Origin of the sequence: Paraburkholderia sp. BR13444 (assembly GCF_040948755.1) — a bacterium.
Lineage (GTDB): Bacteria > Pseudomonadota > Gammaproteobacteria > Burkholderiales > Burkholderiaceae > Paraburkholderia > Paraburkholderia youngii.
Window position 1 is genome coordinate 38,281 of sequence record NZ_JBFPKM010000013.1, and the last position, 20,849, is coordinate 59,129.

21 protein-coding genes and 2 pseudogenes are annotated in these 20,849 nt (G+C 59.2%); 14 read left to right on the top strand and 9 right to left on the bottom strand.

Going from position 1 to position 20,849, the window contains the following annotated elements:
* Positions 1–180: 180 nt before the first annotated feature.
* A complete protein-coding gene (traA, locus tag AB3X95_RS29165) occupies positions 181–3,009 on the bottom strand; it encodes a Ti-type conjugative transfer relaxase TraA (protein ID WP_368623231.1) in 2,829 nt (942 codons plus the stop codon).
* 218 nt (positions 3,010–3,227) lie between these two features.
* On the opposite strand from traA, the gene AB3X95_RS29170 reads away from it, so the two are divergent.
* Positions 3,228–3,713, top strand: a complete 486-nt coding sequence (locus tag AB3X95_RS29170) for a conjugal transfer protein TraD (RefSeq protein WP_368623232.1) — start codon at positions 3,228–3,230, stop codon at positions 3,711–3,713.
* Between the two features lie 269 nt (positions 3,714–3,982).
* Here the strand turns inward: AB3X95_RS29170 and AB3X95_RS29175 are convergent, their stop codons facing one another.
* Positions 3,983–5,965 carry a ParB/RepB/Spo0J family partition protein gene (locus AB3X95_RS29175; RefSeq protein ID WP_368623233.1) on the bottom strand — a complete coding sequence of 661 codons (1,983 nt, stop codon included), beginning with the start codon at positions 5,963–5,965 and terminating at the stop codon, positions 3,983–3,985.
* A 221-nt stretch (positions 5,966–6,186) separates the two neighbouring features.
* On the opposite strand from AB3X95_RS29175, the gene AB3X95_RS29180 reads away from it, so the two are divergent.
* The 4 genes from AB3X95_RS29180 to AB3X95_RS29195 all read left to right on the top strand — a co-directional run bounded on the left by AB3X95_RS29180 (position 6,187) and on the right by AB3X95_RS29195 (position 7,351).
* On the top strand, positions 6,187–6,600 hold the full coding sequence (locus tag AB3X95_RS29180) for an antirestriction protein (protein WP_368593622.1): 414 nt from the start codon (positions 6,187–6,189) through the stop codon (positions 6,598–6,600).
* 61 nt (positions 6,601–6,661) lie between these two features.
* Positions 6,662–6,982, top strand: coding sequence for a hypothetical protein (locus AB3X95_RS29185; RefSeq protein ID WP_368593623.1), 321 nt, complete (start codon positions 6,662–6,664; stop codon positions 6,980–6,982).
* Entirely contained in the window at positions 6,979–7,173 is a 195-nt protein-coding gene (locus tag AB3X95_RS29190; RefSeq protein ID WP_368593624.1) for a hypothetical protein, read from the top strand. The genes AB3X95_RS29185 and AB3X95_RS29190 overlap by 4 nt, the downstream gene beginning before the upstream one ends.
* 55 nt (positions 7,174–7,228) lie before the next feature.
* Positions 7,229–7,351, top strand: coding sequence for a DUF3717 domain-containing protein (locus AB3X95_RS29195; RefSeq protein WP_368593625.1), 123 nt, complete (start codon positions 7,229–7,231; stop codon positions 7,349–7,351).
* Positions 7,352–8,089: 738 nt separating this feature from the next.
* Here the strand turns inward: AB3X95_RS29195 and AB3X95_RS29200 are convergent.
* Entirely contained in the window at positions 8,090–8,383 is a 294-nt protein-coding gene (locus AB3X95_RS29200; protein ID WP_368593626.1) for a hypothetical protein, read from the bottom strand.
* Here AB3X95_RS29200 and AB3X95_RS29205 point away from each other — a divergent pair.
* Together AB3X95_RS29205 and AB3X95_RS29210 are read left to right on the top strand one after the other, a co-directional pair.
* Positions 8,382–8,726, top strand: a complete 345-nt coding sequence (locus AB3X95_RS29205) for a hypothetical protein (RefSeq protein ID WP_368593627.1) — start codon at positions 8,382–8,384, stop codon at positions 8,724–8,726. The two genes, AB3X95_RS29200 and AB3X95_RS29205, sit on opposite strands and share 2 nt — an antisense overlap.
* A gap of 19 nt (positions 8,727–8,745) precedes the next feature.
* Positions 8,746–9,063, top strand: coding sequence for an XRE family transcriptional regulator (locus AB3X95_RS29210; RefSeq protein ID WP_368593628.1), 318 nt, complete (start codon positions 8,746–8,748; stop codon positions 9,061–9,063).
* A gap of 72 nt (positions 9,064–9,135) precedes the next feature.
* Here AB3X95_RS29210 and AB3X95_RS29215 read toward each other — a convergent pair whose 3' ends face one another.
* Positions 9,136–9,309: a hypothetical protein gene (locus tag AB3X95_RS29215; protein WP_368593629.1), complete on the bottom strand. Its 174-nt coding sequence runs from the start codon at positions 9,307–9,309 to the stop codon at positions 9,136–9,138.
* Positions 9,310–9,689: 380 nt separating this feature from the next.
* On the opposite strand from AB3X95_RS29215, the gene AB3X95_RS29220 reads away from it, so the two are divergent.
* The 3 genes and pseudogenes from AB3X95_RS29220 to AB3X95_RS29230 form a co-directional block, all read left to right on the top strand.
* Positions 9,690–9,818: a hypothetical protein gene (locus tag AB3X95_RS29220; RefSeq protein WP_368623234.1), complete on the top strand. Its 129-nt coding sequence runs from the start codon at positions 9,690–9,692 to the stop codon at positions 9,816–9,818.
* A gap of 192 nt (positions 9,819–10,010) precedes the next feature.
* A complete protein-coding gene (locus AB3X95_RS29225) occupies positions 10,011–11,477 on the top strand; it encodes an ATP-binding protein (protein ID WP_368593631.1) in 1,467 nt (488 codons plus the stop codon).
* A 470-nt stretch (positions 11,478–11,947) separates the two neighbouring features.
* Positions 11,948–12,130, top strand: a pseudogene (locus tag AB3X95_RS29230) (DUF1488 family protein); the annotation flags it as partial.
* Positions 12,131–12,222: 92 nt separating this feature from the next.
* Here AB3X95_RS29230 and AB3X95_RS29235 read toward each other — a convergent pair.
* A complete protein-coding gene (locus tag AB3X95_RS29235) occupies positions 12,223–12,768 on the bottom strand; it encodes a hypothetical protein (RefSeq protein ID WP_368593632.1) in 546 nt (181 codons plus the stop codon).
* Positions 12,769–13,087: 319 nt separating this feature from the next.
* Here AB3X95_RS29235 and AB3X95_RS29240 point away from each other — a divergent pair, with 319 nt between their 5' ends.
* The 3 genes from AB3X95_RS29240 (at position 13,088) to AB3X95_RS29250 (ending at position 15,503) form a co-directional block, all read left to right on the top strand.
* Entirely contained in the window at positions 13,088–13,285 is a 198-nt protein-coding gene (locus AB3X95_RS29240; protein ID WP_086910444.1) for a type II toxin-antitoxin system VapB family antitoxin, read from the top strand.
* Positions 13,282–13,653, top strand: a complete 372-nt coding sequence (locus AB3X95_RS29245) for a type II toxin-antitoxin system VapC family toxin (RefSeq protein ID WP_368593633.1) — start codon at positions 13,282–13,284, stop codon at positions 13,651–13,653. Before AB3X95_RS29240 ends, AB3X95_RS29245 begins: the two co-directional genes overlap by 4 nt.
* A gap of 542 nt (positions 13,654–14,195) precedes the next feature.
* Positions 14,196–15,503: an MFS transporter gene (locus tag AB3X95_RS29250; RefSeq protein ID WP_368593634.1), complete on the top strand. Its 1,308-nt coding sequence runs from the start codon at positions 14,196–14,198 to the stop codon at positions 15,501–15,503.
* Between the two features lie 25 nt (positions 15,504–15,528).
* Here AB3X95_RS29250 and AB3X95_RS29255 read toward each other — a convergent pair whose 3' ends face one another.
* Complete coding sequence (locus tag AB3X95_RS29255) at positions 15,529–15,792, bottom strand: helix-turn-helix transcriptional regulator (RefSeq protein WP_368593635.1); 264 nt, start codon at positions 15,790–15,792, stop codon at positions 15,529–15,531.
* A 132-nt stretch (positions 15,793–15,924) separates the two neighbouring features.
* On the opposite strand from AB3X95_RS29255, the pseudogene AB3X95_RS29260 reads away from it, so the two are divergent.
* Positions 15,925–16,106, top strand: a pseudogene (locus tag AB3X95_RS29260) (helix-turn-helix domain-containing protein); the annotation flags it as partial.
* A gap of 918 nt (positions 16,107–17,024) precedes the next feature.
* On the opposite strand, the gene AB3X95_RS29265 reads toward AB3X95_RS29260, so the two are convergent.
* From AB3X95_RS29265 to AB3X95_RS29275, 3 genes are all read right to left on the bottom strand, one after another.
* Positions 17,025–18,176: a porin gene (locus tag AB3X95_RS29265; protein WP_368593636.1), complete on the bottom strand. Its 1,152-nt coding sequence runs from the start codon at positions 18,174–18,176 to the stop codon at positions 17,025–17,027.
* Positions 18,177–18,365: 189 nt separating this feature from the next.
* Complete coding sequence (locus AB3X95_RS29270; RefSeq protein ID WP_368593637.1) at positions 18,366–19,703, bottom strand: MFS transporter; 1,338 nt, start codon at positions 19,701–19,703, stop codon at positions 18,366–18,368.
* A gap of 285 nt (positions 19,704–19,988) precedes the next feature.
* Positions 19,989–20,834 carry a sugar phosphate isomerase/epimerase family protein gene (locus tag AB3X95_RS29275; protein WP_368593639.1) on the bottom strand — a complete coding sequence of 282 codons (846 nt, stop codon included), beginning with the start codon at positions 20,832–20,834 and terminating at the stop codon, positions 19,989–19,991.
* Positions 20,835–20,849: the final 15 nt, after the last annotated feature.

The window sequence follows — 20,849 nt, forward strand, 5'->3', positions numbered from 1 at the left end:
CTTGGCAGCACCCTGTTTGGGGTATTTTTACGCTGAAAAACGCAATACAAAAGCCCGCGCCTGATTAAGTGCGAGCTGTAAAACAGCGCCATTCCGAGACAGGGGGCGTTCGCCTAAGCATAAGGCTGAGTGAAAATCAGTTGGTTTATTTAACGTTGACTAATCCCCTGGATAACCGGATCAATCACCGATTTCCGGCCCACCGCGTCCGCGCGATGCTGTGCGCTCACGCGGCGGCTTATCCCGTTCGACCGCCTGGCCAGCCGCTTCGCGCAGTTGAGCCTTGAACTCGTTGCGCCGTTCCTGACGTTCTTCTGGCGTCAGGTCGGCGAAACGCCGAGATGCGGTGGCTGGCGTCGGCGGTTGCGGGTGTCCGGCAGCTGCCGCGTCGATGCCAGCGCGTTGCGCCCGGGCCTGCGCTACTTCGTGGACAAGCGCTGCCGCTCGCGCGGCGCCGCTGAGTTCAACGAGCGCGCGCCAGGCGCGGTCATCCCGCTCGACTACGTGGCGGATCTCGCGGCGCATTCCCGGATCGAGTCGGTTCAGTCCAACACTCGCCCGCTTCAGCGCCGCACGATCCTTCGCCGGCACCGGCTTGCCTGCCCGGTTTGCGGCCGCCGCAGCGGAGAGGGCATCGGCATACTGCTCGACTGTACGATCGAGGGTCTTTTCGGCCCGTTGCGGCCGCGGCGCATTGGAGAATTCCGCGCGTCGCTGGTTCAGCGTGTGCCGGTAGCCCAGTTCGGGACGGCGATCACGTTCCGCCTGCAGCTCATGCTGCGCACTGAACGATTTTTCGTCGGCGCGCGACAGGCTGCGCATCAGCGCTGCGCCGTCCGCAAACTCGTCTCGGCCGGCCGCCACAATCAGATTTTCCTTGTGTCGGGTCATCGCGACGTAGGCCAGTTCCGCGTGCATGCTCTTCGTGGCCAGCACGTAGGCGCGATCGATCGTCACTCCCTGGCTCTTGTGGACTGTGAGCGCGTAGCCGTGATCGAAATGGCCGTACTGCGCCGTGTCGACCGCGAGTCGCCGGCCGTCATCGAGGCGCACATGCAGCACGATGCCTGCCGCGTGCCTATCCGGCAGCACCTCGATCTGCTCGACCGTGCCCAGCGTCCCGTTCTTGACCTGCATTACGTATTCGTTCTGCAGGAACATGATCCGCTCGCCGGCGGCGATCGCGATGTGCCGCTCCTCGGTTCGCACGGTCTGTTCGGCGCCCAGCTCGCCAGTGGCCCGCCGCAATTCGCGCACGCGCGCATTCAGCGCGCAGCGCTCTTCGTTGGTATGCGTCAGCATCAGCTGGGTTTTGCCGGGGCTTGCCCAGCGATCATCCTGCCATTGCTCGATCAGCTGCTCTCGCGCGTCGGCGACGGTGGCATACAGCTGCACGCCACCGTGTTCCGCATACGCAGATACGGCCGTTTGCACATCGTGCCGGGCCAGCGCCGACGTTGCTTCGCGCTGCCAGGCCTCGTCCTGCCGCTTGATCTCGGTCAGGCTTTCGAGCCGGTTTGCGGCGGCCGCTTCGCGCGACACGGCGCGAAAAGCATCGCCCGCGTCGACCGCATGCAGCTGCCACGCATCGCCCACCAGCCGCACGCGCGCACCGGCCGCCTGCGCGTGGCCAAGCAGTTTTTCCATCTGCCGCGAGCCAACCATCCCGGCTTCGTCGATCACCAGAACCGTTTTCGCATCCAGCGTCACCGTGCCGTGTTCTATGCCAGAAAGCAGACTGTGCAGCGTCCGGCTTGCGATGCCGGCGTCGCGCTGCATGTCGTCGGCCGTCTTGCCCTGCAGGGCCGCGCCGATCACGCGCAGTCCGTCCGTCTCGAGGGCTTCGCGTGCCGCGGCGAGCACATAGCTTTTGCCGGTACCCGCCGCACCATTCACCACCACGAGCTGGCCGCTGCCGGCGAGCGCCACAAAAGCCGCGTCCTGTCCCGCATTGAACTTCCGGGTCGCCCGTAGCATTTTGCGAATCGCGGCGTCGCCCGTTGCCGCGTCGCCGGCGCGACTCATGGAACGCGCACGCTCGACCAGCCGGACCTCGATTGCACGCAGATCTGCCGACGTGAACCACTCGCCCTGGCGGCCGGAATCCTTGAGCGCCAGCAGTTCCTTCGAATTCATCAGGCGTGCGTAAACCTGCCGGAACTGTTCGGCACCATCGGTATTGCGAAACACGAACTGCTCGACGTCGCGTCGCGAGAAGATGGACTGATTGATCGTCAGCGCGGCGACGCCGATCGCGGGATTGATGAGCAGCCGCTGGCCATTGCGGTAAGCGCGCTGGCGATTCTCTTTCAGCACACTGGCCATCACGCCACGCTCGCCCGCGTAGCGCGCGACGCCCACTTTAACGGACGGCTCCAGCTCGATACCCAGCGTCCGGTAACTGCGATGGTCGATGCGGGCCTCGATGCCCGCCCGTGCCATGAAGTGATTGGCCGTGACGGCCCATTCTTCCCGCACGTCGCGAACAAACTGTCGGCTGGTGAGGTAGCGGTCCTTTCCGGCACCGCCTTTTTCGGGTTCCTGCGCATTCCAGCGCCTGAAGTATTGCGCCGGATCACGCGAAATGCCGTCGTTCACGCGTTCGGTGAACATGATGTGCGCATGCGGCTGTTCCAGTCCATCGCTTGCCGCCGGATTGTGGATCGCCCAGGTGTACGCGTGCCGCTCGCCGAGGGTGTTTTCCACGAACTCACGCACGAGTGCGACGCGCTGTTCATCGTCCAGTTCGCGCGGAATCGAAACCTCGATCTCCGTGTACGGGCGACCGTTTGCTCGCTCGTACGTGTCCGCTGCCTGCCAGAAAATGCTGGCATCGTGCGCGGCCCACGCCGGCATGTTGCCGCTCTCGGTCATCTTAAGGTCGCCGCGTTCCTCGAACTTCCCACCGCGGGAAATGTAGGCATAGTGATCCTCCCGCGCAATGTACTTTGCGTGCTCCCCTGCGGCGGCCTTCCTGCCTGCTTTTACGCTCAGGTGGTACGTTGGCATTGGCGGTCTGGCTTTCGTCTTATCATAAGCTGTTTCTATGCTAGCATAGAAACGCGGAAGCGCGCTTTGACTCGCTTTGCTCGCCAGATACTGCCGGGTGGCGCCTCCTTGCTGGCTCGCTTTTGCGGTTTTCATAATCTGAAATGGCTTGGCAGAAAGGGGTCGATGGTCGGTCTGCGCTGTCGCCCGATGCAACGTGAATTTGATCCAGGAGAGAAATGATGGCAAAGGCCGAATGGCTCACGGAACACGTCCAGTACATCAAGAGTTTGAAGTCGCCCACCGCCACCCAATCGTTGCTGGTCGAACTGGCCGCAATTCCGAATCCGACCGCGCAGGAGTCCCGCCAGTTAGACAAGCTGGTCAGGCTTGAAAAGATTAACCAGAAGGCCGACGCGATGAAGGCCGAAGCGGCCCGCATGCTGAGCGCACGGCGCGAGGATCAACGCAAGGCCCGCACGCGCGAACTGATTGAACTAGGTGGCATTGTCTCGATGACTAATTTTCCGGTGGATCGCGGCACGCTGACCGGCGCGCTGCTATGGGCACTCGATCAGTTCAGGACGGACGACGATTTGCAGCACACGCTCAAGAAACGCGGTGACGCTTTCATCGCTGAGCGCGAAAATGAGAAAAAAGTGGAGTTGCAGGCCAGCGCGGAGGTAGCTGCTGAAGCGGCTGCGGCGGAGAAAGTCCCCGCGTAACGCACTGTGCCCAGCCGGATCGTCCCTGCGCTGCGCTCCGGGTCGGCCCTCTCCCCGCACCTGCCGGCGCGGGTCCCCGTGCGCCTCGATCCGGGCGCGCAGGCGCGCGCGATATCACAGCGGTCTGCGTGGCTTCGGGCTCGCAGAAATAGAAAAAGCGCGTCGTGGGGAACGACGCGCCGGAGGCATAAAAGGGGATTCTGGAAAATGAGCCGGGTATCGATCAGCGCCCCGGAACAGCTTCATCCGGGGCGCTGTACTGGGCTCGCTTAGGCTTCTTCCTCCTCCTCGTCTTCGTCGTCCCAGACGACCGGGGTTTCCCGGCTCACCAGCACCTCGGGCAACCAGTGTGCATCGGCCAGCAACCGTTCTGCCGTGTCTGCCGCTGCGTCTTTCTTCAATTTCTCCAGCGGTGCCGCCGCTTCGGGGGAGAGCGCCTGCGCTACTACGTCAACGATACGTGATTTCGAAACGTGGTTCAGATAGCTCGTTCGCGTCGGCGTCCAGTACTGCGTCATATCGACGTTGAGCAGATTCATCAGCACGTTCACCGGGTGTGTGCCATCCGATTCGCTTACCCCGTTGACGGTCGCGGCCACGCAGAAGGCAAACAGGTTGCTCAGCACGTCTTCGCTCTGCGTCATGAGCCAGGGCAGCACATCACTGAAACGCTCCGGCAGCAGCGCGGTCCACTTTTCGCGCTCGGCCGAAATCTCTTTCCATGCCGCGCTGGCTTCCATGTCGTCCGCTGTCTGCAACAGGCGGTTGTGTGCGCACGTGGCCCGCACGTCGGCGGCATGCTGGTCGTAGACGCAGACATAGCGGTCATCGAACACAACCGGGATCAGGCGGTGCATCAATACCGCCAGTGCGGCCACCGGGTTCCGTGCAAGTTCGATCTGGACGGCGGCGGTGCGGTGCGCCGTCAATCGCTTGTTGAGGTCTTTGCCGTGCAGCGGCTTTTCTGCTGGCGCTGGCAGTTCGTCAGCACCCGTCACACCTTCGCGATTCACGCTGGCCCGGTCCTCAAGTTTGACCAGTCCGCGCTCGATCACGGCCTTGCCGTCATGGTCGAGGGTCACGAACGCGCCTGCCCGCGCCTTCTGGTCGTCGCTCCAGATTTCGAGACGTTCCGCGAAGTCATCCAGCGCCTGGGAAGCTGCGTTGGCTGCGACTTCCAGTGCGTCGCGGCGGGCGTCATCCTCGGATTCGTCCTCGGCGTCGTAGTACGCGTTCAGTTCCGCTGCAGCCTGTTCGCTCGCTTTCGCCAGCGCGCGAAGCTCGGTCTTTTCCTTCTTCGTGTACTCGCGCGACACAGACGGCAACCGGCCAAAGCGGGCCATTTCGGAAAAGTCCCGGCGCACACGTGTTTCGACCCAACTCCAGCCCTCGTTGCTCAAGGTCTGCGCGACAGAAACCAGCTTTTCCGCGACCAGACGATGCAGCAGTTCGGCATCGGTCACATACCCGGCGTTGTGCTCGTCGCTGAACAGGTCGCGGCGCACGTTGCCTCCTGCTGCCTCGTACGCGTCGAGCGTGACGAACGCAACCAGGTTGCTGTCGGCCACGTCGATTTCGTTGTTTGTGATCGCGGCGCGCAGCTGCGCCGGGTTGCGTTGCCACGCCTGGGCGGCATCAAACCACAGGCGTTCCTGCAGTTCGTGATCGTCCGTCAATGCAAGCGTGCGGATCTGTTCCAGCGTCATGCCGTCGTCGCGAAAGACGTCGATCAGGCGGGGCGACACGTTCGCAAGTTTCAGGTGCCTTTGCACCTGGATTTCAGACAGCGAGAAAAGAGCCGCAATGTAGTCCACCGTACGGCCTTCATTGACCAGCAGGCGGAATGCTTCACAGGCGTCCGCCGGATGCATCGGCTCGCGCTGCTGGTTCTCGATCAGCGACACGGCGACGGCATCGGCTTCGCTCACAACCTTGACCGGTACGAGGTAGCTGTCATCGACCCGGCCAGTCGTGCGCAGCAGTTCCAGTGCGAGCAGGCGGCGCTGGCCCGCGCATACGCCCAGCTTGCGCTGCTTGCCGCGCGCCTTCACCTCGTGGGCGACGAGGTTTTGCATGACGCCTGCCGCAGCGATGTTCCCGGCCAGTGTCTCGATGCCGGTAGGGGCTTTGCGGCGCACGTTGTGCGGTGACTTGCACAACAGTGCGAGCGGCACGTATTCGATCTGGGTGTCGTTGCCGAAACTGCTTTCGGGAACGGTTTCGGTTGTACGGTTTTCAACGATTTGATCCACGGTTATCTCCGGTTATGGCCATCGCACCACGCGAGGCACATAACCATTATAAGGACATAATGACCTAAACAAAGAATATGTTGATGGATATCATTTGAATTTTTTAATTGAACAACAAAAGCGATTTAAAATGAAAATAAGAATATGCTATCGTTAGGACAAAATGTCACTATAATTAAATTGTGCCTCGCGTGGTGCGATGGCCATAACCGGAGATAACCGTGATTGATAATGAAACCAGAATCTCGTCAAACGTTGTTGTTGATGAGTTGCGTCTGAAGTTCCTTCCTCACTACCTGGGCGCGCGATACCTCCAGGGCGAGGCATTGGTGTACGACTGGGCCGCGCGCCTATCGAGTGCCTACAACGGCGGTTCGTGGGACTTCTTCCAGTTGTCGAATGGCGGCTTTTATATGGCCCCCTCGAACTGCGGACGGGTGCACGTGCGGTGGCATATGAACGGCTACAGCGACATGATGGGCGCGGACGCGTTCGGGATCGTCGTCACGCTATTCGCCCTGTGCCACCTGGCGGAAAAGTGCGGCGATGACAGAATCATTGACCACTACCACTCCCTGCGTGCCTTTGCGACGCAGCACGCAGAGGCCGCGAACATTCTCCGCGCTATCGACTAATCAGCCAGCCCCGGCCTGCGGGCTGGGGTTTTCGCCCTACCTGAAAATCAGTGAGGAAGAAATGGACCTGACCCAAATTCGGCCAACCTGGCTGACCGCACTTCTGCCTTTGCTGGCCGTCTACCAGTACGGGGACCGTGACATCGTGCGTGCTGAACTGTTCCGTATGGCGCTGTCGGCGGATGCAGCGGCGAAGACAGCCGACGCGCTGCACCGCATCGCCAACATGCTCGACCGGGACGGTCATGCGATCGACATGCACCGCGAAGAGCTTCGCGCGATCGCGCGCGCCGCGCTTTCGGAGTTTGACCGCGTACCACCCCGCGCGCCTCTGGTAGCGGTTCACGAAGCGGTCCGCCACACTCGGGAGCGTGCCGCATGACGACAGAACTGAGGCGAGGTTGCGAACTGAAGCGCGGCGACGTGCTGTGCACATGGTTCGGCAATCAGACGATTCTTGAAATGCAGCCATACAGCGGCCCGTTTGACTTCATCTGCGGTGTGGCGAAGTTGCCGGATGCCGAAATGTCGATCGACCGGGGCGGACTCTACGAAGTGTTGTTCGCCCAATAAGCTGAACCGCCCACGTGTGTATGGACACACTTGCGCGCGGGCTTCGGAGACTGACATGCCAACCTTTACAATTGCCGGGATTGAACAGGCGATCAACGTATGGCGCAACCGCCAGGCGTCAGGAGAAGGCGCGGCGCTGTGCCCGAAAGCGCGTCACCTTGCCGAGATGGCGAGATGATCTATACACATGCAACGGCCGTCGACGTGTCTACCCTGACCACCGAGCAGGCGGAAGCTGTGACCACCGCCCTTTATCAACAGGAATTGCCGCTATGACCGACAAATCGAAAATTTCCCCCTATGTGCTCGAACAGTTCCGCCGCGAGCAGGAGAAAAGCGACGCCCACTTTACTACCGCGCCTGCGCGGCTTTTTTGAGGCATGGATCCAGGCTGTCATGCTGGCCGGTCCAGTCTATTTCGGCGATGGCACCAGAGAGGCCGTTGAGAACGCAAAAGACAAGTCGGCTCTCGCGCCCAATGGGGCGGTCATTCTCGGTGCCTTCGGTGTTCTCAGCAGCGGCGAGCGCACCTTCCTTGGCGCGCTGTATTTGCGCTACAACTCGGACGATAGCGTTCTTCTGTGGGAGAAAGCAGGCATCAGGGGCTTTACCGACCTGTCAGGGCTTGACATTGTTCGTCGCAAGCTTGATAGCGGAGCTTCTGCTGAACTACGTTGGTTGGTAGGCGGGTCCGAGGCTGACAGGCTCCGGTTCGTCAGCCCGATCGCAGACATCTGTGCCGGGCGCCTCCTTCCTGCTAAACCAGGACTCGTAATGACCGGAAGCGTATCGCGCGCGCCTGCGCGCCCGGATCGAGGCGCACGGGGACCCGCGCCGGCAGCGTGGGGAGAGCGCCGGACCGGAGTGCAGGGGAGGGACGATCCGGTGAGGCGTTGTGCACCTGTGGCCGGGGTCGTCAAGCAGCCGCAGGCTGCGTGTTTCCATCCGCGGCGAGGCCGTAGGGCTGGATCGAGGTCCGGCGCAGCAATGAATCGTTCAGGATCAGGAGGGCACCATGTTTCGAGTTCAGGTCTGGGATGACGACGCGAACTGCCACGTTGATGTGGTGCTCAGTTTTGACCAGTGGGGCGCGGTCGGATTCAGACACGCGCAGTTGGGCGATACGCTGGCGGAATACGACGATCCGGGGGAGGCATGGCGAGATGCAGTTGACCTGCAGGAACGATTCGGCGACGCGATCGTTACGCATGCTCGACATGCCGACCGGGGAGCGACACTTTGATGGGCGCAATCTGCCGGAGGTTGGCATAGAGACCGGTGAATCTTCGGCAGCCCCCGAAATCTGGACGGACGACTGGATCATCCAGCTTGCCGTGCGTATACGGGTGACGAGTGCCGGCGGCGACGTGTACGAACCTGCCCGGGTATCGCACCCGATGACTCGCGATCAGGCAGTCAAGACGCTCAAGGAGTGCGAAGCGCGGTGGCCAGAGTATGAGTTCCACGCACACATATTACGGCTGGAGGAAAAGGTCGCTGCGGACGCGATCGACCGGGCGCGAAGTTCCGTCCGAACCAGGAAGTCCGACTAAGAGAAAAGGTGGTAGAAAAATGACGGTTGATATTCATACACCCATTCGGGCCGAGTGTCTGCTTCCGGCGGATGAGGGATGGGAGCGGCCTCGAGGCGCTGAAGTTCAGGAGGTGGTCCGCCGCATCGGCCTGTCGGGTCGGGCTCTTGCCCGAGTGCTCGGGCTGAGTGAGCATGGCGGCCGCCAGGTCAGACGCTGGATAAGCGGAGAAACGCCCGTTCCCTATATAGCGTGGGCAATTCTCTGTGATATGGCGGGCCTGGGCACAATCTGGCGCGGCAAAACCCTTGAATTGGGCTTGAGTGGTGTGGCTGAGTCAGTGCCCGACGACGAATGACCAGACGTTACGTTTGATGTTGCGCGATAAAAAGAAGTGCCTGCGCACCGAGGCGCGCAGGCTGAATGCATTTCACGATAAGGAGATGGGCTGAATGTCCTGGCTGATTTCGAGGCCAGCCAGAACCTGAGAGGTTTTCAGAGCAGCGGCGGGGCTGTGGCCAAGGTTTGCGGCACGAAGTTCGGCCGCAAACCGATGCTTTCGCGGGCGCAGGTTGACCAGATCTATCGCCTCGTTGTTCGGCATTTACCGGTCGACTCTGTTTAGCCTCCTGTCGCAGCGCTCCAACTCTATAAAAACAAGGTAAACATGCTGTCACTGCCCAACAGGAAAAACCTGCCCAGATGGATCATGGGACCGCGCACTGTTTTTTGAGCGGCTTTGTCATCGCTCTCGTCATGGGGCCGCTATGCGCAATCTTCCTGTACGAAAGCCGACAGGGCGCGCCGGACCGGCCACGCGAAAACTCGCGAAACGTCACGCTCATTGTAGAGCGCGATATCGAGCTGTACGCGCTTTCACTGCAGAGAGTTTTGACGGACTCGGCAATCCGCAAGTGATGGCCGTGGCACCCCGTCTGCGAAATCAGCTCCTGTTCGACAGCGTACAGCCGAAATAATCTGGGCTTGATGCTCCTGTTCGATGCTTCAGGCAACATCGTCATCGACGCGGGGATCGATACCCCGCGCACAGGCAGCTTTGCTGACCGCGACTACTTCATGGTCCAGCGCGCACTATCCTTGTTGCAAACGTAAGCGGCGTTTCGCGTATGCCTCAACGGCGCCGAATTTGATCTGAGTTCGCTCAGCAGAGTCCATGAACTGTATCCCGTCTCCTCCCATTGGAAAGGCACAGGGAGGCGCTAGCGGATCGTGTTTCGAGGGTGAGTCGAATCTTCAGGACGCTCCTCTCTGCGGTAATATACAGGTCAATTCTTGGCACCATACATGATTCAGATCAGACACCCCGAACGCCTCATCAGCCTTGTTAGAGAACTCGCTGGATTACCGTCCGAGACAGGATGGGTAGAGTTCAAGGCGAACAACGAGCGGCCCGAAGACATCGGCGAATATATATCGGCACTGTCGAACTCTGCTGCGTTGTTAAATAAGGCATTTGGGTATCTGCTTTGGGGAATAGACGACAGGACACATGCCATCGTCGGCACGACGTTTGATCCGACGTCAGCGAAAGTCGGAAATGAGGAGCTGGAAAACTGGTTGTTGCGGTTGTTGACGCCGAAGGTACCGTTTCAGTTTTTTAACATCGTCATTGACGACAAACGCCTCGTATTATTGGAGATTGGGCGGGCGTACCGACACCCAGTACAATTTCAAAATACGGAATTTATCCGGATCGGTTCGTATCGCAAGAAGCTCAAGGATCACCCTGAAAAAGAGCGAACGCTCTGGCGCATCTTTGACGAAACCCCTTTCGAAGCGATGATCGCAGCGCCGGATGTGAGCGAGGAGGATCTTGTTACCCTACTCGACTACCCAGCATATTTTGATCTGGCCGAAGTGCCGTTGCCAGAGAGCAGATCACAGATACTCGAGCGTCTCAGAAGTGAAGGGCTAGTTACCAGGAATATCTCCGGTCGATGGGACGTCACGAATCTTGGCGCGATTCTCTTTGCAAAGCGGCTTGATGATTTCCCACATCTGCGTCGGAAGGCAGTCCGGGTCATCGCGTATGCGAGCAATAGCCGGATCGAAACGCTGAAGGAGCAGGTAGGCAATAAAGGGTATGCCTCCGGGTTCGAAGGACTGATCGGATTTGTAAATAATCTTGTTCCGTCGAACGAGGTCATCGGAAAAGCGCTGCGTCGCACCGTACCCATGTATCCTGAGTTGGCTGTGCGCGAACTGGTAGCTAATGCCCTTATCCACCAGGACTTCACTGTCGGCGGCTCTGGACCAATGATCGAGATTTTCGCTGACCGGATGGAGATATCTAATCCAGGTATTCCGCTGGTGGACGTCGACCGATTTCTTGATACGCCTCCTCGATCCCGCAATGAAACTCTTGCTTCCCTGATGCGGCGTTTCGGTATCTGCGAGGAGCGAGGGAGCGGCGTCGACAAAGTCGTCTATCAGACAGAGTTGTATCAGCTTCCGGCTCCAGATTTCGCAACGGCAAGTGAAAGTACGCGAGCTTGTCTGTTCGCCCATCAGGAGTTGGGCCAGATGGACAAACGCGATCGCATCCGTGCATGTTATCTACACGCGTGCTTGCGATATGTCTCGCGAGACTACATGACTAACACGTCGCTGCGAGAACGGTTTGGCATCGAGCCGCAAAATAGTGCCACAGCATCCCGCTACATAAAGGAAGCGGTCGAAGCCGGAGTAATCCGACCCTATGACGAACTGGCGGGTCGAAAATACATGAAGTATGTGCCTCATTGGGCCTAGACCGAGCTGATCTTATTTGATCCGACATCGCAACGATGCCGAAAAGTCGGATAGGAGCAGGTGCTTTTGTGTTTAAAATCAAGTGATTAGCGTAGAAATTTCTATTTGATGCTCATTTGATAGCGCGGCCGGGCAGGTGGCCGTCCCCAACGACGGCTCGCCAAAAATTGTATCGGCTCGTGTGGCGCTCAAGGCGCTAGGCTCTCACGCCGACTTGTCCCAGTCGCAAGAAGTCCAGCATGACTGCTCGGCCCCCCATTCTTTTGCGAGAAGTAAATCACAAGGGTCCGAACGTGCTCCCGAAAATGCTCACCATCAAGGCTGGCGTCTGTGGAAAATACGCAACTAACGGTCGATATCGATCGCGCAGACAGACAGCAAACCAAAAAACCCGCTGACAAAGATGGTGCCGCACGTACGGACGGTTGGTGTGCGTATGCTGACCTCATTAAAAGCGCAGGCAAGTCGAATGCAACGTCGCGCGTCACGCGCTTGAACAGGATTTCTGGTTGCCGCGCGGCGCCGATGCAGCCCGTACGCTCAAGACTTTCGAAGACGGGCGTAACCGGATCGTCGCCGTTGCGCTGAGAAAATTGTCGGCGCGCCCGGACGAGCCGCTACGGCTAGCCGTCAATGACTTCGCAAGGCGGTAAACCGCGATTGACGGGCGCATGATTGCAATCCCGGGGACGCCTCGGTCAAATAAAAGCGCGATCGTTCATGTCCCGTCCTTAACACCTCGAGGTTATCTGGCCGGTCTATTTTTCGTTATGCCACGGTCGATGTAACGGTTAAATGCGGCCTCGTCCTCGTAAAATGACCTCGACAGCGCGTCGTCGGCCCAGTCGATCAGGCGCTCGATCACCGCGCGCCTGGATAGGCCAACGTGCGCGACCAGCCGTTCCAGTGCGAAAACTCGGGAGCCATTCATCGTCAAGGAGAGACGCCGCTCGCCAGAACCGGGGTCTTCCGGACCCGGACGACGTCCGAGGACCGCCGCTGCGTCCGAAGCCGCCCGGGCAGACGGCGTCGCCCGTGACATCGCCTCAAGCTCGCGCCGCGCCTGCGCCAGTTCACCATGCAGCTGGCCGCACTCCCGCACCAGGGCGTCATAGGCCTCGGTTGGCGGCGGGATATTTTTCGTTACAGTAACGGATTTTGTGCGAACACCATGCCGGGCCCGCCACGCCGCCTGGCGCTCGGCGTTCGACAGTGCATCGGGCTTCCGTGGCCGGCCACGGCCACGTTTTTCCGTGGTGCCGGTTACCTTGTCGTTGGCCGGGGGCGACATGATCCCTCCTAGGTGGTTGATCACATCTACTTTACGTTATTCGTAACGATAATTTTATATTTCGTTACGCGTAACGTAAATATGCATCAGCGTGCGTTGCACGGAATGCATTCATCCGGGCGGTAACGGACGCTGTCAGTTATCGAGGCGGAGATCAATTCTTTCGTCGGGATCGATGTCCCATGGGGCGAAATAAAAGCACGACCGTTCAAATGTTGATCATTTCTTTTATGTCAAATCTAGTCCAACTCCCTCCTTTGTTAGGCACACATTTAGACGTCAAACGATGCTATAATCGTGCATTATCATGGAGGTTATGATGCGAACCACAATTGCTTTGGACGATGATTTGGTCTCCCGGGCACAAGACTACACGGGATTGAACGAGAAGTCCGCTCTTGTGCGGGAAGCATTGAAGGCGCTGATCGAACGTGAAGCTGCGCGCAGGCTCGCCGCCCTGGGTGGCAGTCAGCCGGGCATCACTGCCGCGCCGCGCCGGCGGCAGGAGGTTGAATGATCCTCGTGGACACGTCTGTGTGGATTGATCACATCGATCGTTCAGAGCCGATAATGGTCGACCTTCTGCTCCATGACCGAGTCCGGATCCATCCATATGTGATCGGCGAAATATCGCTAGGCAGTTTGCGCGACCGTTCCACTGTGCTTCGTGCTTTGAATGACCTGCCTCGCGTGCCCGTCGCCATGCCTGACGAAGTCTTCTATCTGATCGAGCAACAGCAATTGTTCAGTCGGGGAATTGGCTACGTGGATGCATCCTTGCTCGCATCTGCGAGGCTACAGCCTGGTGTGACGATCTGGACGCGGGACAAGAGGTTGAAAAAAATCGCCGACGAGCTTGCCCTGAGCGCGGTTCTGGAGCACTAAGAATTTAGAAGAATTGAAAAAAGCAAATCGTCAGCGAGCGAGACAAGGCCTCAGTCAACTTTCATCCGAATAAGGAGTTGCGATGAATGAGCGGCACCCGAGGCTACTAGGCCAGAGATGTGGGCTGCATCTGGCCTCGGAAAAACCTTGACGGACCGCCTCAGGGCGTGAAGCAGCCGATCCGACGAGATTTACCACGGTCCGTTCCAAGGCCAGCACCAGTCAATCGCCGATGACGTTTCGAATGAACGTCTGGGAAAGCTGCCGCGCCTTTCCCCCAGTTACCAGTTTATGTCCGTCGACTTCCGTGTAGTGCGGATTAGGGCTTTGCCCCCTCGTTGGACATTCGCTTTGTCAAGATGCAAACATTATCGAATATCCTCATCTGGCAAGGCATGTTACCGGACCAGACTGCCGGGGCGAGAGCCATGTGCGCAGCCGGTCAGAGAAGGGGCGCACGTGGTATCGTGCAACGCGCCGCGTAGCGAGAATGCGTTTTCAACGTGAAACTCATGCGCCCTTACTGACGACCTTACAAAAAAATGTTCACGCCTCCCTTCGCGACGTGCGACCAGCCTGCCGGCAATCAGGAAAATCCCCGCGAGCTTCTCAAAACCGTGGTCGCAGCATCGCTTGTCACTGGCCTCGAAATGTTCGATTTCACCGTTTTCGGATTCTTCGCGGTGATGATTGGAGACCGGTTCTTCCCAGCGAACGATCCGATGACTTCATTGCTGTGGGCCGTCGGTACATTCGGCGTCGGCTTTTTCATGCGACCTGTTGGCGCGATGATCATCGGTGCTTACGCGGACCGCGTGGGACGCCGCGCCGCGATGACGAGGACCAGCTGGATGATGGCTCTGGGAGCCGCCGCTCTCGCCCTGTGCCCGTCATTTGCCAGCGTGGGCGTTATTGCGCCGTTCGTTGTCATCGCCGCTCGATCGTTGCAGGGCTTTGCCGTCGGCGGCGACATCGGCGTTGCCGCGACCTTCGTGCTGGAGGCAGGGCCCGTGTCGCGTGGCGGCTATCGGGTCAGCTGGCAGCTCGCTAGCCAGGGCGCGGCCGCGTTGCTAGGCGCAACCCTGGGCGTGCTTCTCACCAGCACGGTGTCGCCGGCCGCCCTTGCTTCGTGGGGCTGGCGGATCCCATTCCTGATCGGTCTGCTGATCGCGCCCGTCGGCCTCTACGTTCGCTACCGGCTGCGCGATGATCCGATTCCCACCAACACCACCAGAAACGCCGGGACACCGCTCGCCGAACTGTGTCGCGAACATGGGACGACGATCCTGCTGGCGATGCTGATGATGATCGGGCAAACCATACCGGTTTACGCGATCGTCTATTTCATGCCGAGCTATGCGACTCGCGTGATGCACATGCCCCCCGTCATCGGATTTCTGGCTTCCGCGTTGTCTGCGCTGCTGCTGGTCGTCATTCCGCCGCTGGCTGGCCGTCTCATAGACAGTCTGCCTCGCCGCAAGCCACTGGCTCTCCTCGCCTCCGGATGCACGGCGCTTCTGGTCTATCCGGTCTTTCTGATGATTACCCGTGCGACCAGCGCGCTGCCTGTCCTGTGCGGCGTCGGGCTCATTAGCACAGTGGTGGCGTTCGGCGCCGGCGCGGTCGCCCTGCTTGTGCTCGAAGCGCTTCCTGCCCGGGTGCGCGCCAGCGGCATGGCCGTTTCGCATGCGCTGCACGTCGCCTTGTTCGGCGGTACTGCTCAATTCATCGTGACGGCATTGATCAGGTGGACCGGCGATCCCATGTCTCCAGCCTGGTATGTGGCGCCGGCGTGCGTGGTGAGCTTCTGTGCGCTGATGCTTTTCAAGGAAAGGCGCTTCGAAACCTGAACCGTCACGCAAGCGTTGACGCCTATCACAGCGTCTGAACCATCTTGTGGTGCAGAGCCCGAAAATCCTGCGGCGCCATGTCGTAGGCTCGCCGGAAGGCGCGCGTGAAATCGGACGCGCTTTTGAAGCCGAGCCCGTAGGCAATCTCCATCACCGCCAAGTGCGGATACCGGATCAGTTCATCGGCCGCATGGCGTAGCCTCAGGTGGCGGATATAAGCGCCAATGCCGCCTTCATGCTGAAACAGGCGATAGATGGTCGGGCGAGGAAGTTGAAGCGCATTTATCACATTTTCAGGGGAGAGTTCGTCTTCGGTCAGGTGCGCCTGAATATGAGGGTTGGCCGCGATTCGTGAATACCCGAAGCTTCAGGTATTCGCGAATCTCGGTCGACCCTCGGACACCCGTTTAGGGAGCCGGCGATGAACGCGAATGGGACGATCACGATGACGATGCGAGAACTGGACCGACTCAATGTCATTCAGGCGATCGTCGAGATGGGACTCAAGCCCGGCCGCGTCGCGGAACGTCTGGACCTCGCTGTGCGTCAGTCGAACGACTGGTGACGCGGTATTGTGAATCCGGCGTTGCAGGCAGCGCCTCACGCAAGCGCAAGGCGTTCCGTTCGTCAATTCGCACTCCTCTCGAGCGCTTGACGAGGACTGCTCGGGTCATTCTGGGAAGCCAATGAATGGGATAATCCGGCGTCCTTTGGACGGACTTCCGAGTTCGGCCAGTTCCGTCGAGCGTGTGACCTGATGACGTGCCAGGACGCCGCGTAGAGGTATCTACTCTACCGCATCCAAGACGCAGAACCACTCTAATCCGCAGGCAAACTGCGCGCCCTTCGATATCGGGCTGGCCGCGGAGTATCTTGAATGTGCGCACCGCCTAAATCGAACTTGCCGGATGGGTCGCAACGGCTATAGCTGGCCCCCTAAAACATGCTTCTTTCTGCGGCGATAGCTGTCGTTAACGACGTGCATGGCTTAATTCAACAACTATACCGACTTAAGTAGCTGCTCGCGGTATGCCTGAGGATTACCGTCAACTCGAGACAGAGACGATGCGCACGATGAGTCAGCGACCTTTGCAATGCCCTCCGTCCTGGCAAACCCATCGATTGCGGCCCTTCCGGTTTTCCGGCTGGCGTGGATCGAGGCTCAAAATGAGCACTTATAGCAAATGCGAGGGGTGATGCCGACATGACCGGGCTCAACAATTGCAATGATCCCGAAGCGCAGGTGTTAACCTGCCTCCCTGCCTCCCGGCAAAATGCCTCGCTATCTTTCATACCCTCGCTGCGTTCCATGTCGTTTCCCCCACCAATTGAACTTACTCGCTTCGAGTCCAACTATCAGTCGACGGTGTCGTAGCTCGATTGATTCCAGATCCTGTCGTAATAACCATTTTGCTGTATTGAACCAACGACGGTCCCACTGTCGATCCAGGCTCACGTTACCGAGCTTCGTCAAAGGCTCTTCGTCCGAGACGCACTCACACGTCTCAGACGAACACCGCCTTAGAACTTGTGCCGGATTCCGACCCTGGCCACAATTTGATTGGATGTCGAGGATACGTCGGCGGCGCCGGGCACATAGGCGAAGTCCAGTACTGAGCCGGTCTTGTCACCTCCTGCGTGCTGATAGGCCCCTTGAACGTAGACGTCCGTCCGCTTTGACAGGTTGTAGTCCGCCATGAGTCCCGCCTGATGGAAAACCGGGTGCGATTTTCCGCTCGTCGCATCGAAGCTCACGTGCGTGTAGGTGTACATTCCGCCCACATAGAAGGCCGGTGTGAACTGGTACTTTGCGTTGACCTCAAAGTTGTTGAAGCGAAGTGATGACAACGTCGCACCGCCAGCAGGCGTGATCGGGCCAACATAAGCGGAACTGAGTGGCTGCGTAAGATAGGTGTTGGTGTAGGCGAAACCGACGGTTGTCGAGCCAAACACATAATTCACGCCCGCCCCGAAAATTTGCAGACGTTTGGCGACGAAGTTTTCATCGCCGCCGTTGTTGATGGCACCATATGACGTTGCGGACGGATTGTTGGCCTGCAGGTACGCCGCCGCGAGCAGCAACCCTCCAACGGTGTATTGCGCGCCTGCACTGTACTGTCGATTGTTGGCGAAGTTCGTGTCGTTGCTGAAGCTGTACGTTCCACCAAACTGGAAGCCAGCGAACGATGGGCTGGTGTACTTGACGGTGTTGTTGACGCGGAAGGTATTGTCGGTATTGTCGTTATCGTACGGATGGGAGAAAAGGTATCCGCCCCAATTTCCGTTGACGGTGGTTTGCGCCAGGTAGTCGACGACCGAGTCGTACTGCCGCCCTAATGTAACCGTACCGTATTGACCATTCGAGAGCCCAACGTAGGCCTGCCGTCCGAAAGCGAGGCCTCCCTGGCCTAGCTTGCCGTTATTGACATCGAAGCCGCTTTCAATCTGGAACACTGCTTTGAGTCCGCCCCCCAGATCTTCCGTTCCTTTCAGGCCCCAGCGGCTTCCCTGCACATCGCCACTTTGCATTCTGTACACCTGGCTTCCCTGGGCGTTGTTCGTGAAGTCGAGGCCTTCGTCGATAACACCATACAGTGTGACCGAGCTTTGAGCAAAGACGGGAAAGGATAACAAAGCGAGGCTCGAAGCCAGCGCCAGCCTGCATCTATGCATTCAGATCTCCAAGGTAGTTTTTTTACTGCTGTTTCGCATCGGCCTGATGGCAGTGCATTCAATCCTTCAGGAAAATCCCGTCGATTGGACCTTCCTTCGCTTGCCGCGCTTCCAACCTTCCAGGCGATGTATTGCTCACTGCGTTAGTGGTCAGCGGCCAGCGTTCGGCGCGACCTATCAGATTGGCCATTACCCGGCACGTCGTGCCTGCCTCCGGCCGTCGTCCGTTTTTGGGTAGGCAAGTGCCAGTGCGCACCCCAGCAGCATGCACATGCCGAACCCAACCATTCCGACTCGCTGGGAATGAAATTCATCGTTCAACCAGCCCAACAGATACGTGCCGATAAAGCCGCCCAGATTGGCAAGCGATGTGATCATCGCGATACCTGCGGCAGCGCCGGTTCCTTTAAGAAAGGTGGGTGGAAGCGTCCAGATGACCGGAATCGTCGCCGCCGCGCCCGCGTTAATGAGCGAGAAAAGCACGACGGTGGTGAGCGTGGTGTGAGGCGTGAGCGCGATCGCGAACAGACCGCAGCCCGCAACCAGACAGGGCACTGCCATGTGCCAGCGGCGTTCGCGCGCGCGGTCAGAACTGCGGCCGCACCACAGCATGCTCAACACGGCGGCCGCGTTCGGCGGCACCATCCAGAGTCCGATCACGAACGGATCGCGCAGGCCCGTGTCGCGCAGGATCGACGGCAGCCAGAAACTCGTCGCATATACGCCGATCATGATGCAGGCGTCGATGAGACCCAAAATCCACAGTCTCCTGTCGATGAACACATGTTTGAGCGACGAGATCTTCTCGATATGCGGATGACTGTCGAGGTTATCGAGCAGGATTCGCTTCTCCTCGATCGAGAGCCATGTTGTCTTTTCGATGCTATTGGGCAGCCACCGCAACACGAAGACGCCTAGCATGAGCGCCGGCAGCGCTTCGATCAGAAGCAGCCACTGCCATCCGCCGAAGCCACGCACACCGTCCATCACGTTCATCAGCCAGCCGGATACCGGGTTGCCGACAAGGCTCGCGATGGGAATGCCGATCATGAACAACGCGACGATCCGCGCGCGCCGTTCATAGGGAAACCATTGCGACAGATAAAGCAGCACGCCCGGCACGAACCCGGCTTCGGCAGCGCCGAGCAGGAATCGCGCAATATAGAATTGCAGCGGAGTCTTGACGAGCAGCGTCGCACCGGATAACACACCCCATGTGATCATCACGCGCGCGATCCAGACCTTGGCGCCTACTTTCTCGAGTACCAGATTACTCGGTATCTCGAAGGCGACGTATCCGACGAAGAAGAGTCCGGCGCCGAGACCATATACGCGGTCGCTGAAACCGAGCGCATCGAGCATCTGCAGCTTTGCTAGTCCGATGTTGACGCGATCGAGGTACGCAGCGAGAAAACACAAGAAGAACAGTGTCAGCAGACGCGCGGTTACTCTGCCATACAGCGCGTCAATACTCTGCGCTCCAATCGCCGGAAGGCGATCAGCGGGAATCGTGGGGCCGGTCGACATGGAATCCGCCGATGAAAATGAATGTGGACTTCGACGCTGATGTTTGCGGTGTCACGACTACCATTCGCTCGTTTCGAATATCGAGTGATGATCCATCCAGTCATAGTGCATGGCAGGGTGATGAGGCAGCAGGGCCACGCCCAAGCCTTTTCGCACCATATTCTCGACGTCTTCCTTATGCGCGGCTTTGGGCTCGCCGGCGTTTTCCGCGCACGCGTCATCGCACACGCCTTTCCCGATGGATAAGCGATTCATGGTCTTCCCTGAAATTAAAGCGGAGCGTGCTTACGCCTGATTGAACGAAGCCGTGCCGACATGAGGCCCGCAGCGATCGATAGCCACGCGGACAGTCTCTTCGGGAGGACGTTCCCACCAATCCAGCTCGGAGAAAATTTCCAGCTCGAATGGCCCCGCATAGCCGATATCGTCCAGCCATCCTTTGATGCGTGGAATATCGATGACGCCGTCGCCAACCATCCCGCGGTCACGCAGATTCCGCGTCGGCACGAGCCAGTCGCAGTAGTGAAAGCTGACGATGCGCTCCGGACCCGCGCGCCGAAGCTCCGCTTCGAATACTGGGTCCCACCAACAGTGGTAGACATCGGGAACGAGACCCGCGCCCTCCCCGAGTTCATCGCACAGATCGTTGGCGACTTTGATCGAATTGAGGACACTGCGGTCTCCCGCATACATCGGATGCAGCGGCTCCAGGCCCAGCTTTACGCCGACTTCTCGCGCATGCGGCAGCAGCGCGAACAGCGCATCGCGCACACGCGCACGTTGGCCCTGAATGTCCTTGCTATCCGGCGGCATGCCGCCAACGACCATCATCAGGCAGCCCGCGCCGATCTCCGCGGCTGCGTCGAGCAGGCGTCGATTCGTGTCGATCGCCTCAGCCATGCTCTTGTCGACGCTTACGTTGAGCCACTCGCTCGTGCACAGCGACGGCACCCACATCTCCAGTTCGTCGAGATGCTTGCGCGTGCGCGCCACGCCATAATCGTCGAGGAACTGTCTCCAGACCGCAATGCCGCTGACGCCCTGACGCTTGTAGCCGTCGAGTGCTTCAGGCATGGTCCACCTGGGCGTGGTTATCTGATTGATCGCGAACCGTGAAAGGTCGTGACTCATGCGGTTTCTCTCCAT

Coding starts and splice junctions, on each gene's coding strand:
- traA (WP_368623231.1), bottom strand. CDS start 3,009: ATGCCAACGTACCACCTGAGCGTAAAAGCAGGCAGGAAGGCCGCCGCA.
- AB3X95_RS29170 (WP_368623232.1), top strand. CDS start 3,228: ATGATGGCAAAGGCCGAATGGCTCACGGAACACGTCCAGTACATCAAG.
- AB3X95_RS29185 (WP_368593623.1), top strand. CDS start 6,662: ATGGACCTGACCCAAATTCGGCCAACCTGGCTGACCGCACTTCTGCCT.
- AB3X95_RS29190 (WP_368593624.1), top strand. CDS start 6,979: ATGACGACAGAACTGAGGCGAGGTTGCGAACTGAAGCGCGGCGACGTG.
- AB3X95_RS29195 (WP_368593625.1), top strand. CDS start 7,229: ATGCCAACCTTTACAATTGCCGGGATTGAACAGGCGATCAACGTATGG.
- AB3X95_RS29205 (WP_368593627.1), top strand. CDS start 8,382: ATGCTCGACATGCCGACCGGGGAGCGACACTTTGATGGGCGCAATCTG.
- AB3X95_RS29200 (WP_368593626.1), bottom strand. CDS start 8,383: ATGCGTAACGATCGCGTCGCCGAATCGTTCCTGCAGGTCAACTGCATC.
- AB3X95_RS29210 (WP_368593628.1), top strand. CDS start 8,746: ATGACGGTTGATATTCATACACCCATTCGGGCCGAGTGTCTGCTTCCG.
- AB3X95_RS29215 (WP_368593629.1), bottom strand. CDS start 9,309: ATGCCGAACAACGAGGCGATAGATCTGGTCAACCTGCGCCCGCGAAAG.
- AB3X95_RS29225 (WP_368593631.1), top strand. CDS start 10,011: ATGATTCAGATCAGACACCCCGAACGCCTCATCAGCCTTGTTAGAGAA.
- AB3X95_RS29235 (WP_368593632.1), bottom strand. CDS start 12,768: ATGTCGCCCCCGGCCAACGACAAGGTAACCGGCACCACGGAAAAACGT.
- AB3X95_RS29240 (WP_086910444.1), top strand. CDS start 13,088: ATGCGAACCACAATTGCTTTGGACGATGATTTGGTCTCCCGGGCACAA.
- AB3X95_RS29245 (WP_368593633.1), top strand. CDS start 13,282: ATGATCCTCGTGGACACGTCTGTGTGGATTGATCACATCGATCGTTCA.
- AB3X95_RS29250 (WP_368593634.1), top strand. CDS start 14,196: ATGTTCACGCCTCCCTTCGCGACGTGCGACCAGCCTGCCGGCAATCAG.
- AB3X95_RS29265 (WP_368593636.1), bottom strand. CDS start 18,176: ATGCATAGATGCAGGCTGGCGCTGGCTTCGAGCCTCGCTTTGTTATCC.
- AB3X95_RS29270 (WP_368593637.1), bottom strand. CDS start 19,703: ATGTCGACCGGCCCCACGATTCCCGCTGATCGCCTTCCGGCGATTGGA.
- AB3X95_RS29275 (WP_368593639.1), bottom strand. CDS start 20,834: ATGAGTCACGACCTTTCACGGTTCGCGATCAATCAGATAACCACGCCC.